Here is a 20,520-nt window from a genome sequence, read left to right on the forward strand (position 1 = left end):
TTGCGAACTCACGGATTGGGAACTTGGCTATCTCAGTGCGCGAAGCGCGATCGACGCGGGATTTGCGGTTGAATTCGACGCCGCGGATTCTTGAGACACCTGTTGAGGCATGTGTCGTCGACGATTTCGTGCGACAAGGGCACGATAGACAATGACCTCTCCGCCGCATCGGGATGCTAGCCTACCCATCGACTACATCAGGCAAAGTATCTTCGACGATGCTCAAATTTCGATCGAAAGCCTCGGTGTCGGATGCGTGAGCTCGGAGAGATCGCACCTTGTTTAGGATAGCCGCAACCGCCGCCTCTTTTTCGGGCGCTATGCGTGTTCTTACCGCTTTGGCCGCCAACGCGGAAAAATCTATGGCGGCATAGACTGGTACGGCTACAGCGTCTGTTGCTTTCAGCCGTTCTTTTACGATTGCGCGCCGGCCCTGCGGCAGAGCTATACGACCTGCTTTTGCGGCAAATGTCGCGCCGCGCCGCAGGCGGGTCTGCAAGAGGCCTGAGCGGTACGCCGGTGCTGTCGGCACAATCGTCGGGAGCGCAGGAGATGGAACCGCCGCAGAGGAGTCCGACGCACGGCTTTTCGTGCGCGAAGCGTCGGTAGAGGCGGGCAGGGGCATGAACGCGCGTTTGGCGAGCGGACCGTCGGCGAAATAGAAATTGCGTGTGCCGAGGATTGGCAGTTCGCCACGCGGCAAAATGATGACCTTGTTCTTGTCGAGCGTGCGGATTTCGTCCGGCCGCATGAGGGGCCGCCGCACTTCCTTGCGGTGCTCCGACCGCGTGTAATACGTGTCGAACAACGTCGCCCTGGTGCGCGTCACGTCCTTTTGCACGTCCGACGTTTCGCCGAGCTGCTCGGAAACGTAGCGCAGATCGTCGGCGTCCTGCGCACCGAAAAAGATCTGCACGCGAGCGGCGTTGATGAGCGTCTTGCGCCCTTCCTGGCGATAGATCTCGTCTACAGCCTTCAGCGACTGTACAAAAAACCACATCGAAACACCGTTACCGCCGAGCACGCTCGCCATTTCGGTCACATTCTCGAGCTTGCCGAGGTTTTGGAACTCGTCGAGCAGCACAAGTACCGGATGCTCGCCCGGCTGCGGCAGGCTTTCCGACATGAAGTTCATCATCTGCGTGATCAGGACGTTGAACAACGGTCCAAGCGACGTAATCTGCTCGCGCCGCACGTCGAGATAGAGAGAAATTCGATCCCGCTTGAGCTTGCGAATATCGAACGTGCTGCGCGAGGTGGCTCGCATCAGGCGCTCGTTGAGGAAGGGCGCCATGCCGGTGCGCACGCCAGCATAGATTCCGGAGAACTGCCGCTCAGACATTTCGAAATATGGCAGCAGGGTCTGCAGCGTAAAATGCGAGCATTCGCGGCGGCGTTCCTCGCGTAACGAGCCGATGAACTCCAGGAGCGGCTGCTCGGCGCCGTTCATGATCTCGAGGATGGTGGCGAAGGTCTTCTTCTCGTTTGGGATCGCGGACGATTCCATGACGAAGGACGCGATGCCGGTAAAAAGGAGGCGGGCATCGTTGACCCAGTACGGGTCTGCGTTGGACGGGGGCCGCGGAAACAATGCCGCAGCGATGTTGCGAAGGTCGATGTCGCGCTGCGCCGAGTCCAGCGAGATGAAGTCCATCGGATTGTAGTATGCGGTGTTGCCGTCCGGATCAGCCGGCGCGAATCGCACCACACGGCTCATGGTGGAACGGTAACCGGCGGTCGCCGCATAGGTCTCGCCCCGCAGGTCGAGAACCACGAGCGAATGCGGCCAGGTCAACGCATTCGGGATGATGAGAGACGTGCCTTTACCGGAGCGCGGCGGCCCTATGACGAAGCCGCCGACATCATCGCCATTAATCCACAGTTTCTTGCCACCGATCAGCTTGCGCTGCGTCAAGCGGATCTTGCCGGAGCGCTGATCGCGGCCGGGCGACAGAATTTCGGCAAGCCTGCCGCCGGCTCGACCGATGAAGACGCCACCAACTTTCGTCAGGCCAGTTTTTGCTACGTCGCTCATCGTCATGAAGCGAGAGTCATTGCGCTTTCTCGGGCGCATGAGAAACAGGCTGACCAGGGGCGCAAGAAACCCTAATGCTCCCGCTGCAATGGCGAATTGGACCCGGCCAAAATTCCTCGCCATCGTGTCGCCCCAGGCCTGACGAACGACCGGCAATGGATTGGCGTTCAGCTGATCGAACAGGATGTGGGAGCCGGTCCGGTACCAATCCGTCGCGGCATAGGCGACCGTGAAGAGCAGGACACCCAGGGCGATCGCCATGAGCATCATGAAAATTGCTGTTGCGATTTTCTGCATGGATGTGGTCCGCTAGATCGTCTCCGCCTTGGTGAACTTGATCTCGCTGATGCCGCGCCGTCCGCCTTCGGTGCGGACCATCTGGACGACCACCGGGATGACCTCGCGCAGGTAGTCGAGGATTTCGCTTCGTGAGAGGCCGGAGCTGCCCTGCATGACCATGAGCGCCAGCCGATCGTAGGCGGACCGGGCGGAATTGGCATGAACGGTCGTGAGCGAACCCGGGTGGCCGGTGTTGATCGCCTGGAGGAACGCGAAGGTTTCAGCGCCGCGCAACTCGCCCAAAAGCAGACGGTCGGGCCGCATGCGAAGGGAGGCTTCGAGCAGCTGTTGCGCCGAGACTTTGGCAAGGCCCTGGTCGCCCTTCGAAGCTATCAGCGTGAGGTTGTTGGGAGCAGGCAGCCTCAGTTCGCGGGTGTCTTCGATCGTGATGACCCGTTCATGGGCCGGGATCTCCTTTAAGAGCGCATTCAAGAACGTCGTCTTGCCGGTCGACGTGCCGCCTGAAACGACGATCGAGACGCGGTTGCGCACCGCGTATTGCAGAAACTCCATCGGCGACGTGTCGTGCAACATCTCGACAAGTCGCTTTTCTTCGGTTGAAAGCGCCAGGCCGCTGCCCATCGCCGTGTTCTCGAAGGCGCCGAGATCCTTGTAGGCAGCAAGGCTCATATCCATGATGACCTGCTTGCGGAGCGAAATCGCCCCGCCTTCCGGAGCCGCGGGCGGCAAGATGCATTGGATGCGCTCACCCGATGGTAGAGCAGCCGACAGGACAGGCTTTTCTTCGTTGATGACCTGATTTGTCGCCGAGGCGACGCCAGTCGAGATGTGCCTAATCCAGCCGGGGGTGACCTCGCGCTGGACGATATGCTCCATTTCCTTCGCGCCGAGGCGTTCGATGAACAATTCACCCGGCCTGTTGATCGCAATCTCGGAAACCGCATCTTCGTTCAAATAGGGCCATATCGGTTCCAGATGAGCGCGCAGGACCGGGGCTCTCGCCCAAGGGTCGGGGAGGGGATTCACGGCATTCATTTCACCGGGCTCCCGTAGCCGGGATAAAAATGATCCTTCGGCGTGCCGTAGAGAGGCGTCGGATCGATCGCCGCCTTCGGCCGCCCGCCTGCCTTCAGGCGCGCCACTTCTTCCTGAACGGGGTCGGCGTACAAATCCGAGAAATCGAGGTCTCGCCGCACCAGCACAACAACCGATGTGCCTTGGTCGACATAGACTGTCGGGCCAATGTTCTGCGTGTCGCGAAACGCCTCCTGCGCGAGTTGCTGCAGGGCGGTCGATGACTTATCGAACGCGATGCTGCGGGCATCGCCCTGCGAGCCATTGCCACCATAATTTACGGTCGTGGTCTCGCCGGTTAAGGGATCGATCGTCGACACCTGGCGCTGTTGTCCATCCTGGCTGCGATCTCCAAGCGAGGACAGATATTCAGAGACACCGCCAATGACGGAAAGCATGATGGCGTTGCCGTACCGTTCAACCCAGTGCGTATCGACACGGCCGCCCATGCCACCGCGGCCGAGCGCGTCTGCCCCGGGCGACTTGATATCGACGGAAATGCCGTCCGAGCGGATAAGCCTGCTCCAGACGATGAAAACACGCTTTTGACCGCGCGCAAGCCCCGAGCGGTATTCTCCGGTCAGGCGCGAGCCCTTCGGAATGAGGATCCGCCTGCCGTCGAGCGAGAAGACATCCTCACGCACGACTGCGCGCACGGCGCCGGGAAGGTCCGTGTTGATCGCGGTTTCCAAATAGCCGCGAATGATCGTTCCTTCGGGGATCAACGCATCGGTACGCCGGAAGACCTTGGCTTTGACGATCCCGGAAGAACTTGCCTCAGACTGTGCCAGGAATGCCTTGTTGGGATCACTGTCGGCGCCGGGGACCGGGATGATCTGACCGTCGGGCGCGATTTCGACCTGTGCCGCCTGGGCGCCGGCATCCGTCGATCCGGTTTGATCATTCGTCACCATTTGGTTCGACCGCAGGCGTTCCCACACCGCCTTTTCGCGCTCGGCGGCTTCCGCCTTACGACGAGCCTCTTCGTCAGCCGCGGCCTTGCGGCGGGCTTCTTCCGCCTCGGCCTTGCGGCGAGCTTCCTCGGCCGCCATTTGCGCCTCCAGCGCGCGCCGCTGCGCATCAAGATCCGCGCCCTCCTGCACGGTCTGATCGACATTATCGGCTTGTTGCGTGCCGTTCTGGTCGGCGGCCGGTGGCGGCACCACGATCTGGTCGATCGTGCCGTCGGCAGGTTGCGGCGGTTCGTTCAACGCCGGCGGGCGAAACTCTGGCGGGTTGAAGTTTTCCTCGCCATCGCTGCGAACATCGCGTGATACAGGCTCCCGGGGCCAGTTCAGCCATATCAGCGCGCCTACCAGCACCACGCCGAGGCCGACAAGGGCGATCCTGGTACCCACGCCCGCACCACGGCGCGCGACCGTCGGGCTGCCGTCCAGTTGGTTATAATCGATCTGGGTCACCACCGCCCTCCGCTGGATCCGAACAGGGTGGAACCGCCTGTCAGTTTCGTTGGACCGTAGACTTGCTCGACCGGGTCGATTGCGTTGGGTCGCGCCCGGTTGTAGAGGCAGAGCGTCTTGCCATCGGCTCGCAAGGTGAATTGCCGGGCGACCTTATCGATGACTGTGTATTTGCCCTGCGTGCGAACGTTGACCAGCGACTCCTGACGCTTGTCGTCGACAACGAAAATCGCCGGAATGTCACCCTTGAACTCCAGAAACACCTTGGTGCCGTCGTCGAATACGGTGCGCGGCTTCAGGCTGTCGTCGCCCTTGTAGGCGTAGTCGTAATTGAGGTCGGCATAATTTAGATCCTTCAAATCCGGATCGGCGGCGCTCTCCTTGGCCTGTGAAAGCAGGCGCGCGTTGATATCCTCGTCCGGGTATTTGAACCGGACCTGGAAGGATGCCCGGTCCTGGTCATTGTCAGTCGCCTGCAGCAGCAAGGAATAGACGCGCCGGTTGGTGACGACGTTGACGTTGGTCCAAGCATCGCGCTCCAGCGGCTTGACGAACAGAAATCGCGATCCCCGTTTGGGGATGATCGACCAGCCTTTCGTGTCGCCAGCCGACACGGTTTCGATGATTTCGGTCGGGCTGAGCTCGACCATCGTCGAAATGCCAAGAGCTGCGCGCACCGACGTCACGTCGTCGTTGTTGAAGGTGACGTATCGGATGCGGCCGTCGCGTGCGGTCGCGTTGTGGGTAATGCCGAGGAAAAGGGCGGCCGACAGGGCGAGGCTCACGCGCCATCTCATTGCAGGCTCCCCGCGGCCGGCGCCGATTCCTGGTCGCGGCGGTAATCCGTAACCTGAAATCCCAACGGGTTGTCGAAACGCCATTCGTTCTTGAGCGGCGTCGAGGTGTAGCGGAATTTTATCACCGCCACCCAATTGTCGGCCGTGGACGAATTGTCCCGGCGCGTCGTCGTGGCAAAGCGCACCGAGGCTGTGTTGCGATTGAGCAGGGAAACGGACTTGATCTCGACCGAGACAGTGACATTGCGGCCAAAAATCTTGTCCAGCGATTGTGGATTTGCAGGCGTATAAAGCCACGTCAAATCCTTGGACGCGGCGTCGGTGGAGTAGAGCTGCGCCAGGTCGTAATTCTGTTTCAGTTCACGCGAATCATAGGTTTCGCGGGCCCTGATATAGCGCACCAGATTGGCCGCCGTGACGGCCTCGTTCTGGGACAAATCTCCAGGCTTCAGCGCGCGCATGATCTCGAGGTAGCCCGTCGTTTTGTCGACCTCGACAACATACGGTTCGAACTGCCGGAGCGGCAGGATAAGCACGAGCGCCAGCAGCGACAGCACCGCCACCAGTCCAGAAACGCCGCTGACGATCCAGGCCAATGTACGCGATCGACGCATTGACCTGTGCGTGTCGTCTTCCCAGGTCGCACCCGCTCTGTAATAGCGCTTGTCGACGAGTTCGCTGCTGCGGTCAGCAGCTGTTTCCACTGAAATTGACACTTTACTATTGCCTCGTTTGCGCGATGCATCCTGATGCAGGCCGCGATCGGTGACCGTTCTTGTGTTCTAGGCCAGAGGCCTGGAGTTATCGCGCGCACCTTGCTGGATGGCGGACCGAGCTGCCTCGCCTGCCCTCGCTGCTCGCGAAGATCGAAAACTGTTTGCGGCGAGCTGCCGGGCGCCCCGAGCGGCGCGGCCGGCGGCCCATCGCGCGCCGGAGTAGCGCACGGCATTCCTGCCGAACCTCCCATATGAGTAGCGAGCTCCCACGGTGCTGAGATAACCGCCGCCATTCAGGATCGAAGCAATCGAGGGTATCTGCATGAGAACGTAGATCCCGATGATCGTCACCAGCACCAGCGGCAGCACCAGGGACATTTTGCTGTCCATGGTCGCTCCGCCGGACGTGGCGGTGTTCAGTGCCGCATTGACGAGCGAGAAGTAGAAGCCGAGGAAGCCGTAGATCAGAACTTGCTGAATCATCAGAAAGGTGGTGAGCGAAAGGAAGCCTTCGCTCATGCGCGAGGACCAGCGGTAAAGCCAAAGAATGATCCATATCGGCGCCAAGGCGAGCGTGATGAACAACATCACTTTGGCGGCAATGATCGCGGCAATGGCAAGCGCTGCGAAGATGATGGCTGACAGCAGAACGAGCAGCGACAGCAGCGCGCCAAAAATGTCATAGAAGGATCCGCTATAGACCTGATTGGCGACGTCCTGCGCCCCTTGGTAGAGATTGTCGATAAGCGCTGGAATTGCCGCCTGATCGCTTAGCTGATTGCCGGTGGCTCGCGACACGGCGCCGACAATCACCTTACCGACCTCATCTGGAATGCTTTGCACAAGCTGGTAGATCGTCGCGAAAAATGTCCCCCATCCGGTCAGCAGCAGATAGATGATGACCGCGCGGCCGAGGCGATAGGCTGCTTCGATCGGCGAGATCGACTCTCGCCCGCTCAAGATCGCATAGCCCCACCAGACGATATAGAGGGTCAGCATGAGGGTGAAGACGTTGCCCATCGCATTGCCCAACTGCATGTAGACGGTGCGGACGAAGTCCTCACCGATGTTGTCAATGCCACCGAGAATGCTTTCGGCGAGACCGTTCATGGATCCTCGTCAATGATCCTGGTGAAGGGCGTTGAATTGACCGGCTTCAGCGGGCCACATTCGTCGGCGTGGGCATACGCCAAAGGCCCGCACGGCGCTTTCAGTTCGCGATTTGCGCATCCGAAAAGCCCCGCGCTGAGCCCAACCACAACGCATATGCGCAACACCCGCCTCGACAAGTGCTAGCCTCCGCTCTTGCCGAAGTCGGCGAACGGATTGACGTTGCGCGGTGTCATCATCTTCTGGACCTGGCTCTGGCGAAGAAGGTCTGTCTTCAGCTTCTCATTCAGGGCCGCGACCGCACCGTTCTGGACGCCGATCAATTCGTTGACCGCGCGCGCGTTTTCCAGCTGCATTCGCGTGTTCTGGTCCACGGAACCCTTGACGTCCTGCGACTGCCCGATCTGCCCGCTCGCGGACTGCAGTGACTGTTGGCGCTGGGTCACGCCCTGCGAGGCCTGCGAGGTCAACGCGCTTAGCAGCGAGGCCACGTTGACGCTGCCGCCATAGGCGGTGTTCACGGCGCTCGTCTCTTTGCCGGTAATCTGCTGGAGCTGCTTCACCAGCTGGAGCCCGTTGATGACGGCGCCGGCGATTTTCTGGATTTCGGGTGACAGGCCACCAAACGAAAGCGCACCGCCGTTCAGGATCGATCCGAACGACGGCGCCTGGGCAATCGACATATTGCCGCCGAGGCCCATTTGTCCGATGCCGAGCGAACCATCACGACTGCCGCTGAGAGCCTGCAGGATCTCCTCGCTCTTTTTCAGGATATCCTTGTTCGAGGCCATGATGGAGTTGGTGTTTTCCGCGTTCTTGCGGGCTACATCGAGATTGGCTCCATCGATGACGGCAATCTGTGCATGGGCCGTGCTTGCCCAAAGCGCCAGACTGGCCGCAATCGCGAATTTCTTCATGTCAGCCTCCTATTGCTGCAAGGAATCGATCACGCTGGCAGCGCCGGCAGGATCAGGGGTGATGATCATCGAGCGGCCTTCGGTTTGACTGGATCGCGCGTTCTCAACCGCGCAGGGCAGCCACCGCCTACGGTCGATCTTCAGCCGTGCCAGTTCGGCAGGATCGCAAGAGAACGGGTTCGGAGAGCCGCTCGTCGGCCGTTGCACCAGTTTGGCGGACTGCGATGCCTGAACGTTTTGCATCGATAGAAGCTGGGCTAGCAACGCCGTGAAGTCCCCCGCCTGGGCAAGGTATTGGTTGGTGACACCGGCGTTGATCCCACGAGCCGACGAGTTCAGCTCCCAAGCGTCCTTGTATTCGGTCACCTGGCCAACGTTGCCCGCTAGCGCGTCGATTGCCGAATCATTGGCGCCCATCTGCGATGAGCTTACGTCAAGCCCGCCCGCCGCCTTCCTGACCGTACCCATAGCCGCGTCCTGGGCCATGCCGCCTGAACCGTCCGCCGTTACGATCGAGAATGGTGGCGGCGCGGCGGCCGGAGCCTTGCCGCTCGATACATATTCGTTGAAGTAGCTGTTCCAACGGCCGACACCGCCGGCCCACTGGTTTTGCTCGCCAGCATTCGATCCGTTGTAGAAGGAAGCGAGACAGCCATAATTCGTCGCCCCGCATTGCTTCACGCCCATTCCGAGATACTTGACACCACCTTCGGCGTTCTGCTCGTTCACGTCACGGTCAAGTCCCATGGACTTGCCGGTGCCCTTGGTCAGCTGCATGACGCCTTTGACGCCGGTGTGGCTCCCGGCGCATGTGTCGAAGCGCGATTCCTGATAGGCAACGGAGAGTGCCAGGCCTTCGGGCACGCCGTATTTTTGCGCATAATAGCGGATCATCTTCACGTTGCCCGCGTCGCGCTGCAACGCTTCGGCCGGCGACCGGCGAAACATCTGTGAGCGGTATTTGTTCGAGTAGGTGCAGACGACGCTTTTCTTCTTGTCGGTTTCGTCCTTCTTCGCTTCATCCGACTTTTCGCTGTGCTGCTCGTCCTCTTGCCGCTTGTCGAGGTTCGAATCGTCGATGACCGCGATTTGCGCGACGGCCACGCTCATGCTTCCCGTCGCGAGAGCCACGGCCAGACAAGCGCTGCTAAGCCGCTTCGTCATGCTCGTTCTCCCATCCGCAGAAGTATGGCAGCCACGCCTCCGGCTCGTCGCCGAAGGTCTCCCGGAGCCGTGCACATTCCTTGCTGTTGGCTTCGTTCGAGGACAAGACCTTGATGAGATCGGGCATCGCCGACAAATCGAGCTTGGCTACGATCGAGTCGCTGTCGTGCTTGACCAGGAAGGTGCGTGTTTCCTTGGCGGTTCGGCGTACGAACTCGAATTCCTTCGCCGTCAGCGAGAAGCGCTCCATATAGGATTCCTTGCTGGCCTTCGGGTTGGGGAAGAAAATGTTGGTCTTCGTTTGCTCGATCAGCGACGACGAGATGGAGGAATTGACGACGTCTTCGGCTGTCTGCGTGCCAAAGCCGACAACGCCGTTGCGGCGACGTATGGTCTTTAGCGTCTCGTTGATGAAGGCGGCGAAAACCTCGTCGTCCAACAGCTTCCAGCCTTCATCGAGGAAGAGCATGATCGGCGAGCCGTCGATGACGTCCTCAAGCCGGTGGAAGATGTAGAGCAAGGCCGCCGAGCGCAGCTTTCTGTCACCCAGGATCTTGGTCATGTCGAACCCGACAACCGGCTTCGAGAAATCGACCAGATCGACGGGATTGTTGAAAAGCCAGCCCTTGTCCTTCGGATCGAGCCAGGGCTGTATCCGCGCGGCCAGATCGTTCATGCCGGGCATGAGCGAGCCCCGCAGCACTTCCGGCAGCAGGTCGAAGGTCCGCTGTTCGCACGAAATCTTGTAGATCATGTCAACGGCGGCGTTGATGACGCGCATCTCCGCCACGTCCAGCGCGCCACCTTCCGGCGTCAAGATGTAGATGAGCAGATCTTCCAGGAAAGAACGGTTTTCTGCCGTGTCCTCGAGCTGCAATGGCGCGAACCCGGTCGGCTGAGAAGGCTCCATCACCTCGTATCGACCGCCGAGCGCCCGAACGAAAATTTCAGCGCCGCGCATATAGTCGAAATAGATACATCGTGGCCGCGGCATGATGCGCATGGCTTGCGCCATCAGGAATGACAGCACCACGGTCTTGCCCGAGCCGGTCGGGCCGAACACCGTGAAGTGCCCGACATCGTGAACGTGGAAATTGAAATAATAGGCCGTCTGGCTGGTCGTTTCGAGCAAGGCGATGGGCCGGTTCCAGTGCAGCCGCTCACGTTGGCCGGACGGGAAATTGTGTCCTGAAAACAGCCCGGCGAAGTTAAGAGACGAGATCAACGCGCGTCGCGCGATGTAGCTGAAATTTCCAGGCAACTGCGCCCAAAAGGCCAGTTCCGTGTTCAGGGTCTCGCGGACCGGCACGATCGACATGCGCGAAAGCTCGGCCGTAATGTCGGACAGGGCTCGGTTGAGACCAGTCATGTCCGATGCCAAGGCCATGACGCACATATGATGTTGTCCGAAGACGACTTCGCCGCCGGCAAGCTTGTCGGCGCCATCGTGGACGGACTCCTCGACCGTCGTGCCCGCCTCGTCGGAGCCCTCAACCTGGTTCGCGATGGTGTTGATCCTGCGCATCGCCGTTACACGATCTTCGATCGCGAAACTCTGCGTCAGGACGAACTCATGTGGCAGGCGCAAGAGACCGTCCAATGAGCCCGGCGCGGTGAACGGTGGGTATTCCTTGATCGACACCATGGCGCCGAGCTTGCCAGCGTCCGGTCCGCGAAGTTCCAGCGCGGACTTTCCGAAAAACAGCTGCCGCGTCGCCAGCACATCGCCAAGGCTCATGCGCGGCAAAGGCATTTCCACGTCGACGCCGCCGGCGAGGATCTTCGCCAAGAATTCCGCAGGCTCGGAAAAGAAGCTATTGCGGCGCTTCACGACACCGAGAAGACGCGCACCATAGGCGGTAAAATCCTTGGCGACGCCGTCGAGAACGTCATGCAGTTCGGCTATCGCCTCTTCGCGGGTTTCTTCGCCTGCGGTACTGATGCGGAACGCATTGAGCGCCTTGTCCACCCAGCCGACGCGGCCGACCATCGGTCGGCGTATGACCGCCAGATACGCCTCGTTGACGAAAAGGTTTTTCGCCCCAAGCTCATCCATGTAGCGGGCGTCGAGCTCGGCCACGAAAGGATTGTCAAAGTCGCCTTCGATCTCGGGCGTCACGTGGCGGCGGATGATCGTTGTGTAGACCGCAAATCGAGAGGTCGATAGGTTGCGGAACGTGGTGTTGCGGTTGAACATTCGGCTGTTCAACTCGGACTGGTCCATCGTCTGGAACGGCAGGCCACTGAGCTGGATGACGCCGACGAGAAAGCCGCTCTTCGTCACGATCAGATTGTCATCGACATGGCGAAGGTAGGGGATGTGCATCGCCGCGGGCTTTTCACGCCGCCGCTCACGGCCAAATTTCAGGTCGGCGTCAAGGCTCATGGCGAATAGCTCCTCGCCCCCCAAAAAGTGAGGTTCGCCACCGCTCCACGTTTGGAGATGCGCCGCTCGAAAATATGAAACATGTAGGGGTCCCGCTGGCACAGATACGCGCTGACAAGATGCATCACGCCGAACACGCCAAGGCCGAGCATGAAGCTGCTCGTTGCGATAAAACCGATCACCGCCAGGATCCCGTTCAGCGCAAAAACCTCATAGCGCACCCCCCATTTCATTGGGGGGCGTGTCAGTGGCAGGCTGACCGGCTCGACATAGACTTCCTCGTCGTCCATGCGTCAGCCGCCTCCCGCCGTTGCGCGAACCGCATCCACCAGTTGGGCGGCGCCGAAGATCAGAGCGATGCCGATGATGATGGAAAATGCCATCATCCATGCCAACCGGCCCGTCATGGCGAGGAAGCCAAGAAAACAGACCGCGATGATGGCGAATGAGCGCGCGATGTTGCCCTGCAGAACGCCGACGAACCACTCCAGCACATTTTCGACCGGTGCCGCCGACTGCGCATATGCACTGGCCGGCGCGAGAGCTATTCCGACCGCCGAGGCCAAGGCCAGTTTCAGGGCAAATTTGCCCGCTTTCCTGTATTCCACCCTTGGCTCCTTTCAGTTGCCGAAATCCATGACATGACCATCCTGCCAAGCGTCCTCGCTTGCTGGCGGAGCGGCCGCGAGCATTTCGGATTTGGTCAGGGCGGACTTCTTCACGACACCGCCGAACTTCCAGCGATTCAGTATTTTCACGATGTATTCTGCCGTCTCCGGATTCACCGGAATGCCGTGCGCCTTGTAGACGCTGTTGGGCCCGGCGTTGTAAGCCGCCAGCATCAGCAGCGGATCCCCGAACTCGTCATAGAGTGACTTCAGATACCGGATACCAGCCCGGACATTTGCCCGTGTATCGCAGGGGTTTGTCACGCCGAGATCGGAGGCCGTTCCTGGCATCAGTTGCATGATTCCCAAGGCCCCGGCTTTTGACGGACCCTGGTTGGCACCAAGATCGCTTTCGGCCCATGCAATTGCTTCGGCTAGATCGGCGTCAAATCCTTGTTCAGCCGCTATTGAGCGCACAAGGCTCGCGATCTGTGCACGGTTGCCACCCTCACAAGCCCCGGAGCGATCTATACCGGTTGCCGCCACAGCTTTCGCCGGCGTTGCAAAGGCGACCGCAACGCGCTCTGATGCCATGTCCTGAGCCAGCGCCGTGAAAGGCGCTATGACACCGCAAAGCGATATTATCAGGAGAGGTCGAATCATTGGCTTGCCACAATTTGACACTTTACTATGGCTACACTCTGCCCTAGTAAAGTGTCAATCGATAAGCGTGACGAGAACGGAAATCCGATGAAACAGACAGCCATATTCGTGGCCTTGCTGCTCCACAGCACCGTGGGTTTCGCAGCCGGCGCGAGCGCCCCGAATGCCTTCGAACCGCCATCGAAGGACTACTTGCTTCAGTTCTCGAAGCTTGGCGAGAAGGTCTTTGTCTATGAGCGCTACGACGCCAAGGGCGCGCTTTATCGGCGTGACGTTACCGCCTTGAAGATGCCGGTGAAGGTGCAGTCGGCTACTGAGCGCGTTATCAACGGCGCGACGTATCGGCTGCGCGGCCTCACAGCGTGCCCAAAGCCAAAAATCACTTATAAAACCGAAGAATGGGACTGCACGAAAGCCGCGCAAGATTACGAAGAGGGGATCTACAACCACCGTGCATCTGTCGTTCTTTGCAAGACGCTTGTTTTGCAAAGCAAGAAGGATGAACCCGACGCTGTGTCGTGCTTCTCCCTCGTTGGTGCAGGCGATGCAAACGACCCGTACACCGTCGCCTATGATGATGACGAAATGGTCTTTTTCGACATGGCGGCGATTGGTAACAAGGATGGCAAATCTCTGCGCCCCGATCTGGGACATTCGGGCGAACTGGGCGAGCAGTTCCAAAAATGAGACGTTTCAGCCTCGCAGCCATTGCCGTTGCACTATCCGCACCGGCTCACACCCAGGAGAGCAATGCTTCCACCGAACCGACTCCGTTCCAAGTATCGAAGTCGGTTCAACTGCTAACCGGCGATACATGGCGCGATGGAGACCGCCTGTTCCATCTCTATGGGGTCCAATCGTGTTTACGAGGGACAATCGCAGAGGAGGCCGGCGGTAGGAAAATTGATTGCGGCAACGCATCGCTGGCGCACTTGGCCGCGCTGTTTGACGGCACGGCAATCACCTGCCAGCCAATCGGCTACGCGCTCGACGAGGCGGCTTTTGTCATATGCGGAGCGCAGTTGAAAGGCGAAACAATCGACGTCGGAACGGCCCTCATCTCGACGGGATATGCTTTTGCGGCGACGACAGTAAAAGGCAAGGCAGTCAACGGCAATTACCTAGTTGCCGAACTGGATGCGAAGTCGAAGCGCAGAGGATTGTGGAACACAACGTTTCAGCACCCAGTACAACTTCTGCTGAAACGCATATCGGAGAGATAATGATGAGCCGTGATGACAACGCCCACAACCATTACCATGGATATCCTGTGCAAGGACGCACCGACCGCTCAATTGGCGATGCCGTCGCATTCATCGCTATTATCTTGGTCCCCGCGGGAGTTTATGCCGCCTGGCATGCCATCACAGCATGGCTTTCGACACTCTTCTCTTAGGATTGCAGTTTCGTGAAAGAACCGAGCACCGCCTGCAAATCGTCAACGTCAATTTCGCACCAGCCATGGCCCATCAACCGTTGGAAATAAGCTGCCTTCATTTTCATATCCGCGACAGTGGCTACTGGAGCGATGGCGGCTCTCCTTCGTGCCGCGGCCTCTTGCGCCATAACGGCGTCCATCCTCTGACCCAGCAAGGTCGCGTCCGCCCCTTCAGCTTCCATCAATCGCTTGCCGAGATATTCGAGCATGGCCAGGCTCTGACGATGTGCCGCAATAAGATTCGCGACACCTTCAGCCGGTTCCATTTGTCCGTTGCTGCAGACCAGTTGAATAGCCATCGTCCTCCTCCTGGCGTACATTGGTCACATACTGATACCTCGGGAGGTAAGGAAAAATAGGGATGGCATCATCCCTATTTTGAAGCGACAATTCTAAGACCGGGCGGGGGTGCCTGCGTAGAAGGATGGGCTTCTAATGTTTCGTGCCCTAGTGGTTGAAGACCAGACGCTTATGCGTCTGGCATTAATGAATGAAGTGCAAGCAAGCTTCCATGACTGCATCGTCGTAGGTGCCGAAACCTTGGAGATTGCGTCCAGAGAGCTTCAAAACATCCAATTTGATCTCATCGTAATTGATCCCGGCTTGCCCGGATTTGATCCCACGTCAGAAACTGCTCGGGTTGCTGTCGTCGACAAAATCATGGAAGCCTCTGCGAGCGCCATCCATATCGTCGTCACCGGCTCTGACAATCGAATCGAGGCCGAAGGCTTCCAGCAGATCGGCGCCGCAGCTTATCTCGGCAAAACCGGCCTTGCGCCCGGCGTTTTCAGCGACGTGCTCGAGGACATTTCATCCAAGGGCTTCTCCCTGCGCCTTTCGCGAGTCGCCATGACAAGGCCCGACTATCGTTTTTCCGTTCTGACGCCTCGCGAGCATGAAATCATCGACATGATGGCCCGCCGCGCGCCTGGTGTGAAACGGAAAGAGATTTTCGCCCTCATGTCAGAGCGGCTGGGCATCGATGCCGGCTCTGCCGAAAGGTACTACAAACAGGCCCGGGCCAAACTCATGAGGCAAGGTCATCCGCTACCACAGGGGCTGTGATCGCGATGGCTTCTCTAACCGTACATGGGATCAAGGTTCCCGTGGAACCGCAGGATGTCTCGCCGGTCATCTGGCGAGCGCTTCAAAGCCAGAGCTATGAGGCGAAGGAAGCGAAGTGGATTTTCAGGGCAGTCAAGGCGCGCGATCGCGTACTGGAGCTAGGGTCCGGTATCGGCATCATCACCGCACTGATCGCCAAAATCCCCGGCGTTCAGGTGTGGGCTTTTGAAGCAAATCCCGCAACAGCGGAACTAGCGAAGCGCGTGATAGCGGCCAACGATCTCGACAATGTCACATATTCCCAGGGTATCCTCACAGCAGGCCCGCCGCGGTCCTTCACCTTCTACGTTCGCCGGGACCTTTGGATGTCTTCCACGGACAAAGACCAAGGACCATATGAGCGCGAACTTTCGATCGTCTCGGCCGACGTCGATCGTTTCATCACCGGTCATCGAATAAACGCCCTCGTCATGGACATTGAAGGTGCTGAAAAAGAACTTCTGCAGGATGCCGAGCTGCCCGGCGTCGAGCGCATCTTTCTTGAGCTGCACGACCACCTCTATGGCCTTGACGGCATCCGCAACATCACGCTTGCCCTAGCAGAAAAGGGGTTTGCCTACGATCCGCGGGGCTCCCGAGGACCTTGCGTGCTCTTCGCCAAGAACGATGGACCCCGCGAATACGAGGATGTGGAAGATGTTGCGTAATGCTCTCGCCGTCATATTTGCCCTGGCCCTTCCGCTCGCCAGCGCCGCCGAGGAAATTCCCCTCGATCCCAACGAAGTGTCGGTTCAAGACGCCAGCGGCAAGACCGTCGCCGTCTTTTCGGTAAAGCAGCTGCGGGCAGAGTTTCCGCAACAGACCTATGACACGCGTACGCCTTGGACGAGCGACAACGAGAAGATCGAATATCGTGGGCCGCTGCTTGCAAATGTGCTTGCCAAGGCCGGAATAACCGCCGTTCAGGAAGTCAAAGTCGTCGCCTATGACAACTTCGTTGCCGACATTCATATGGACGAAATCCGGTCTTATAATCCGATCCTGGCGATCGAACGTCGTTGCAACGAGAGTGACAAGGCCGGCTCGCATTGCCCGCCGGGCCAGGATTTCCGCCCGATCAGCATGGTAGAGAAAGGCCCCATCTTCATTGTTTGGCCCTTGGACCGGTTGCCCGCTTCATATGTTCCCGCAAGAAACTCGATCTGGGTGTTTTTCCCAGTCATCCTGCGCGCCACGCAATGAAGTTCTTAAACGGCCGCTTGCTCACTGTTCTGCCGTATCTCGGTATGGCTGCAGCGCTTGGGCTGAGTGCGTGGACATTCATCCAATCGAACCGCTACCGTCAGGAGACGGATGCCATCCTCAGTCAGACTTTCGAGATTCAGTGGCGGGCGGCACAGATTCGCGAGCGCCTTATACGAGTCTATGGCTATCTTCGCATTGCCGACGAGACGGGCAAGCTTGATGCGGACATCGATCGACAAATGGCGTTGGTGAACGTCAACGTCGCGCAGTTGGAAAACCTGCCCTATCTGAACCGCTTTTTTCCCGACCACGATGCCGAACTCCTGGGCCGGATTCGCCTGACCCTCGAACAGAAAATTGCACCTCTTGTGTCAGCGCGTAGAAACTACACCCAAGCCATTGCCGACATGGCCAAGCTGGAACAGTCAATTTACGAGATTTCCAGCTCTACCGTTGATCACAGCGCCACCTTGCAGCAGACCGCCAGCATCGACATTGCGGCCTCGCGCAACTGGTTCATCTTCGCCATCGCACTTGGCCTGGGTGCCACCTTCTATCTCGTTATCCATCAGCGCTATGCTTTAGCCAATCGCCGTGACCAGCATATGCGCTCATTCGCTTCGCTCTTTGCGCATATGACCCGATCGCGGGTTACAGCCTTGAGGCTGTTCCTTGAGCACGCACAACCAGACAAGCAGCCGAGCGGCGAAATGCTTGAGGCTGCGCGCAGTGCTGCGACCGAACTGGAATCGATCACCAACAGTGTGCTTCAGATCGCCTATGCACCACAAGATTCCAGCACTATGTCGCTCGGCCGACTGCTCGAGGATCTTACGCAGGATCGCGGCAGTTTGGTGCAAGTCTCGGTCGATTCCAAAGCGCGCTTGCTACCCGTCCCGGCGACGCCGTTACGGTTGGTGGTGAATGAGCTGATAGAAAACGCTGTGGCCGCTTCGTCGAGCGCCAAAAACGCCCGAGTTCTCATCTCCGCGACAGTCAAGCGGCGCCCCTTTTTCCCGCGCACTTACCTCGTGCTTGAAGTGGCCGACGAGGGCTCAGGCATGCCACCTGCAATCGTTGCAAAAGCAACTACTCCCTTCTTTTCAACGCGAGCTGGAAATCATACTGGCCTTGGCCTGACCGCATGTTCTCAGATGGTCTCGACGCTGAACGGAATGCTCATCATCAAGAGTGCTCATGGTGTCGGCACAACTGTACAGGTCAGAATTCCCCTGGCTTCCGCCGCAGCCACTTTTTGGCAATCGTGCCGCAGGTACGGGCGAACAAAGGAACACTCGTGGGGCGGCTAGCTGTGAGCCTCTCAGCTCTGCTCCATTTTCACCTGAATTGCACCGGTATGCGCTATCACGGCGAAAACCTGCCAGCCATTCGGTGTAGCCCAGCTTAGACGGATGATGACGCTGGAAGCTTACGGCTCTCTGAAATGAGAATCTACGCCTCCGGGTGCGTCAGAAACAGGTAGATCAGTTGATGGCGGGACCTTATCGGAAAAGAGGAAGGTCGCTGGATCAAGTTTCAACGCCTTGGCGATCGCCGCAATTGTGTCGACGCTGATATTACCGCTTGCGCGTTCCAATTTCATGAATGTCGCCTCCGCCACGCCTATGAGCTCGGCCATCTCATAGCGGAGCAAAGTGCGTCGTTTTCGCTCAATGTCGATGATGTGCGCCAGACGCTTGCGGATCGCATTTTCGTCCAACTGATGCGCCCATTCGGGAAGTTTTTTTCCGCCCGCGAGCAGGTCCGCAACTGACACATGCAAGCCGCTTGCCATGATGTGCAACGTCGTCAGGGTGACATTGTTTTTCTGTCGCACGGTCTGGATGTAGGTCCGGTAGGCGAGCCTTTCGCCCTCGACAGTCCGGAACAGCTCGGCCATGTGCATATGGGATAGGCCACGCCTGGCTCTCTCCCGCTCCAGCCTTGTCGCAATGTTGACACGCAACGGGTTGTCGACCACGCCCGCGATGTCTCGTTTCATAAATCGATGTAGTCGCACAAACCTGCCTTCTCGATCTGTCCTTTTTCGCGCGGATGATCCATAGTAAAGTATCAGAATCCGCAGCGAGGAAAAGGCTATGACCGTACTGAAATATCTCTTGGTGGGTGCCGCCGCCGTCGCGGGCGCCGCGGCTCTTCCATCCCAATCACAGGCATCGGAATGGGGCTGTCAGGTCCTCCTCTGTCTGTCCGGTGACTGGCAGGGCACTCCTTCTTGCCACCCGCCAATCTACAAGTTGATTGCGGCGATGAAAGCTCCGGGTTTTAACTGGCCGACCTGTCCGCAAGCCAACTCCAGCGCCGCGAGATTCGAGAAGTATGAGGATTGTCCTTCTGGCTGGCAAGCAGCTGGCAGCTACGACTCCGATCGGCCAGGAATGAGGCAAGAACGGAACATCTGCCGCATCAGCTCCGACAGGCTCACGCTGCCCGTCACTTTCACGAATAGTCGTCTCGGCCAAGACCATGACAACGGATCTCGACAGGCCCAAATCGAAATGAACGGTAAGTTGGTGACGGCAAAAATCCAGATCACGGGCAACGATAGAGGGCATTCCCTTGGTGCCGGCTCCACCTACTACACCATCTCTCAGCCGATGCGCGGAAAGCCCTGGTTCATCGAGTATGACGACGCGAACGGCCTACGCCAGAAAAGCTGGTTCAATCTCAATGTGCCATAAGCCAGGTGATCACGCAGGACGAGTCGCCATGAGGATCACAAAACGTCTCTGTCCGGTTCATTCACGCCGACGACAGCGATGGCTTCGAAAGGTCAATGCGAATACTGGATCAGGGAAGGGTAATAAGTGTTGAAGGCGCTTCTCCTATCGACTGCGATAATGAGCCCATGGGCAGTCTCGACGGCGGCTGGTCAGAGCAACAAGCCGCGATCGAGCGCGGACAATCCGATGTGGCCCGCTTCACTGAAATGGGACTGCAAGACCGCCGCCAAAATCGTGTGTGAGCGTGACGGCAGTTGCACAGTGGCCGAGGACCACACTGGATTTATGCTGAACTATGGCAGCAACGAAGCTGAGTTCCCGGCCAGCAATGTCAGGATCAAACGGCATTATCAACAGACCGTGCAGGCAAGCCCTTTGCAGCAGGAAGTTAAAGTCGAATTGGCTGACAATCGCGTTCTTTGGCTGACGGCCGTGGATGCCAGCGGCACTTATTCGGAAGCCTGGGTCGGCGCAATGAGCGAGTTAAAGGGCGGCGCGGTGCTCATGGAATCCGAGGGCATCTATTGCATGCCGCACAAGTGAGTGAGCCGAGAGGGAAGGGGTGAGTGAGCCGAGAAGGGAAGGCGAGCGAAAACCGATATGGTCTGACCTCGAGCGCCAGCCACCGGCGTTTCAGAAAAGTCCGGCATAACCGTCTTCCCGTTCTAGGTGTTTCATCAGAGATCAGGCGTGATCAAAGTAACATTGACCTGAGCGATAAGCTTTGACAAGACCTCGATGCGGTGCAACTGCATTCCCTCAATAAAGACAGTGCCCAATGCTTACTAAGTTGCATAACGCATATTATGGAACTCGGCGGCGATTTTCTAGCTGTTG

General features: G+C 58.6%; 22 protein-coding genes. 8 read left to right on the plus strand and 14 right to left on the minus strand.

Translation table 11 applies throughout. From position 1 onward, the window contains the following. Nucleotides 1-181 precede the first annotated feature (181 nt). The 12 genes from X738_RS75270 to X738_RS81270 form a co-directional block, all read right to left on the minus strand. Nucleotides 182-2,332, minus strand: coding sequence for a type IV secretory system conjugative DNA transfer family protein (locus X738_RS75270; protein ID WP_023803018.1), 2,151 nt, complete (start codon nt 2,330-2,332; stop codon nt 182-184). A gap of 12 nt (nt 2,333-2,344) precedes the next feature. Then, complete coding sequence (gene virB11 / locus X738_RS75275) at nt 2,345-3,370, minus strand: P-type DNA transfer ATPase VirB11 (protein WP_023803019.1); 1,026 nt, start codon at nt 3,368-3,370, stop codon at nt 2,345-2,347. Beyond that, on the minus strand, nt 3,367-4,830 hold the full coding sequence (gene virB10 / locus X738_RS75280; protein WP_023803020.1) for a type IV secretion system protein VirB10: 1,464 nt from the start codon (nt 4,828-4,830) through the stop codon (nt 3,367-3,369). Before virB10 ends, virB11 begins: the two co-directional genes overlap by 4 nt. Next, nucleotides 4,827-5,627: a TrbG/VirB9 family P-type conjugative transfer protein gene (locus tag X738_RS75285; protein ID WP_023803021.1), complete on the minus strand. Its 801-nt coding sequence runs from the start codon at nt 5,625-5,627 to the stop codon at nt 4,827-4,829. The genes virB10 and X738_RS75285 overlap by 4 nt, the downstream gene beginning before the upstream one ends. Further along, nucleotides 5,624-6,343, minus strand: coding sequence for a virB8 family protein (locus X738_RS75290; protein ID WP_084833919.1), 720 nt, complete (start codon nt 6,341-6,343; stop codon nt 5,624-5,626). The genes X738_RS75285 and X738_RS75290 overlap by 4 nt, the downstream gene beginning before the upstream one ends. Nucleotides 6,344-6,409: 66 nt before the next feature. Then, complete coding sequence (locus X738_RS75295) at nt 6,410-7,453, minus strand: type IV secretion system protein (protein WP_023803023.1); 1,044 nt, start codon at nt 7,451-7,453, stop codon at nt 6,410-6,412. A gap of 182 nt (nt 7,454-7,635) precedes the next feature. Continuing rightward, nucleotides 7,636-8,370, minus strand: coding sequence for a type IV secretion system protein (locus X738_RS75300; protein ID WP_023803025.1), 735 nt, complete (start codon nt 8,368-8,370; stop codon nt 7,636-7,638). Nucleotides 8,371-8,379: 9 nt separating this feature from the next. Then, nucleotides 8,380-9,534, minus strand: coding sequence for a transglycosylase SLT domain-containing protein (locus X738_RS75305; protein ID WP_023803026.1), 1,155 nt, complete (start codon nt 9,532-9,534; stop codon nt 8,380-8,382). Further along, nucleotides 9,518-11,920: a VirB4 family type IV secretion system protein gene (locus X738_RS75310; protein WP_023803027.1), complete on the minus strand. Its 2,403-nt coding sequence runs from the start codon at nt 11,918-11,920 to the stop codon at nt 9,518-9,520. The genes X738_RS75305 and X738_RS75310 overlap by 17 nt, the downstream gene beginning before the upstream one ends. Beyond that, on the minus strand, nt 11,917-12,210 hold the full coding sequence (locus tag X738_RS75315; protein WP_023803028.1) for a type IV secretion system protein VirB3: 294 nt from the start codon (nt 12,208-12,210) through the stop codon (nt 11,917-11,919). Before X738_RS75315 ends, X738_RS75310 begins: the two co-directional genes overlap by 4 nt. Nucleotides 12,211-12,213: 3 nt before the next feature. Then, nucleotides 12,214-12,528, minus strand: a complete 315-nt coding sequence (locus X738_RS75320; protein WP_023803029.1) for a TrbC/VirB2 family protein — start codon at nt 12,526-12,528, stop codon at nt 12,214-12,216. Between the two features lie 12 nt (nt 12,529-12,540). After that, nucleotides 12,541-13,122, minus strand: a complete 582-nt coding sequence (locus tag X738_RS81270) for a lytic transglycosylase domain-containing protein (protein WP_051407960.1) — start codon at nt 13,120-13,122, stop codon at nt 12,541-12,543. A gap of 156 nt (nt 13,123-13,278) precedes the next feature. Here X738_RS81270 and X738_RS75325 point away from each other — a divergent pair, with 156 nt between their 5' ends. Together X738_RS75325 and X738_RS75330 are read left to right on the plus strand one after the other, a co-directional pair. Continuing rightward, nucleotides 13,279-13,878 (plus strand): hypothetical protein, encoded by a 600-nt coding sequence (locus X738_RS75325; protein WP_023803031.1) that lies wholly within the window; start codon nt 13,279-13,281, stop codon nt 13,876-13,878. Continuing rightward, on the plus strand, nt 13,875-14,414 hold the full coding sequence (locus tag X738_RS75330) for a thermonuclease family protein (protein ID WP_023803032.1): 540 nt from the start codon (nt 13,875-13,877) through the stop codon (nt 14,412-14,414). The genes X738_RS75325 and X738_RS75330 overlap by 4 nt, the downstream gene beginning before the upstream one ends. Nucleotides 14,415-14,583: 169 nt before the next feature. On the opposite strand, the gene X738_RS75335 is transcribed toward X738_RS75330, so the two are convergent. Then, nucleotides 14,584-14,928 carry a hypothetical protein gene (locus X738_RS75335; protein WP_023803034.1) on the minus strand — a complete coding sequence of 115 codons (345 nt, stop codon included), beginning with the start codon at nt 14,926-14,928 and terminating at the stop codon, nt 14,584-14,586. A gap of 136 nt (nt 14,929-15,064) precedes the next feature. On the opposite strand from X738_RS75335, the gene X738_RS75340 reads away from it, so the two are divergent. The 4 genes from X738_RS75340 to X738_RS75355 are packed head-to-tail and all read left to right on the plus strand — an operon-like array spanning nt 15,065 to nt 18,249. After that, nucleotides 15,065-15,694 (plus strand): response regulator transcription factor, encoded by a 630-nt coding sequence (locus X738_RS75340; protein ID WP_084833920.1) that lies wholly within the window; start codon nt 15,065-15,067, stop codon nt 15,692-15,694. Between the two features lie 5 nt (nt 15,695-15,699). Continuing rightward, entirely contained in the window at nt 15,700-16,401 is a 702-nt protein-coding gene (locus X738_RS75345) for an FkbM family methyltransferase (RefSeq protein WP_031256620.1), read from the plus strand. Next, complete coding sequence (locus X738_RS75350; protein WP_031256621.1) at nt 16,382-16,936, plus strand: hypothetical protein; 555 nt, start codon at nt 16,382-16,384, stop codon at nt 16,934-16,936. The genes X738_RS75345 and X738_RS75350 overlap by 20 nt, the downstream gene beginning before the upstream one ends. After that, nucleotides 16,933-18,249 (plus strand): sensor histidine kinase, encoded by a 1,317-nt coding sequence (locus X738_RS75355; RefSeq protein ID WP_023803038.1) that lies wholly within the window; start codon nt 16,933-16,935, stop codon nt 18,247-18,249. The genes X738_RS75350 and X738_RS75355 overlap by 4 nt, the downstream gene beginning before the upstream one ends. A gap of 119 nt (nt 18,250-18,368) precedes the next feature. On the opposite strand, the gene X738_RS0143895 is transcribed toward X738_RS75355, so the two are convergent. Beyond that, on the minus strand, nt 18,369-18,839 hold the full coding sequence (locus X738_RS0143895; RefSeq protein WP_023803039.1) for a helix-turn-helix domain-containing protein: 471 nt from the start codon (nt 18,837-18,839) through the stop codon (nt 18,369-18,371). Between the two features lie 199 nt (nt 18,840-19,038). Between X738_RS0143895 and X738_RS75360 the strand changes: the two genes are divergently transcribed. Both X738_RS75360 and X738_RS0143900 read left to right on the plus strand, forming a co-directional pair. Further along, on the plus strand, nt 19,039-19,641 hold the full coding sequence (locus X738_RS75360) for a hypothetical protein (RefSeq protein ID WP_023803040.1): 603 nt from the start codon (nt 19,039-19,041) through the stop codon (nt 19,639-19,641). Between the two features lie 228 nt (nt 19,642-19,869). Then, the gene (locus tag X738_RS0143900) at nt 19,870-20,226 is read left to right on the plus strand and encodes a hypothetical protein (RefSeq protein WP_023803041.1); all 357 of its coding nucleotides are present in this window, start codon (nt 19,870-19,872) and stop codon (nt 20,224-20,226) included. The last annotated feature ends 294 nt before the right edge of the window (nt 20,227-20,520 follow it).

Source organism: Mesorhizobium sp. L48C026A00, assembly GCF_000502375.1.
GTDB lineage: Bacteria > Pseudomonadota > Alphaproteobacteria > Rhizobiales > Rhizobiaceae > Mesorhizobium > Mesorhizobium muleiense.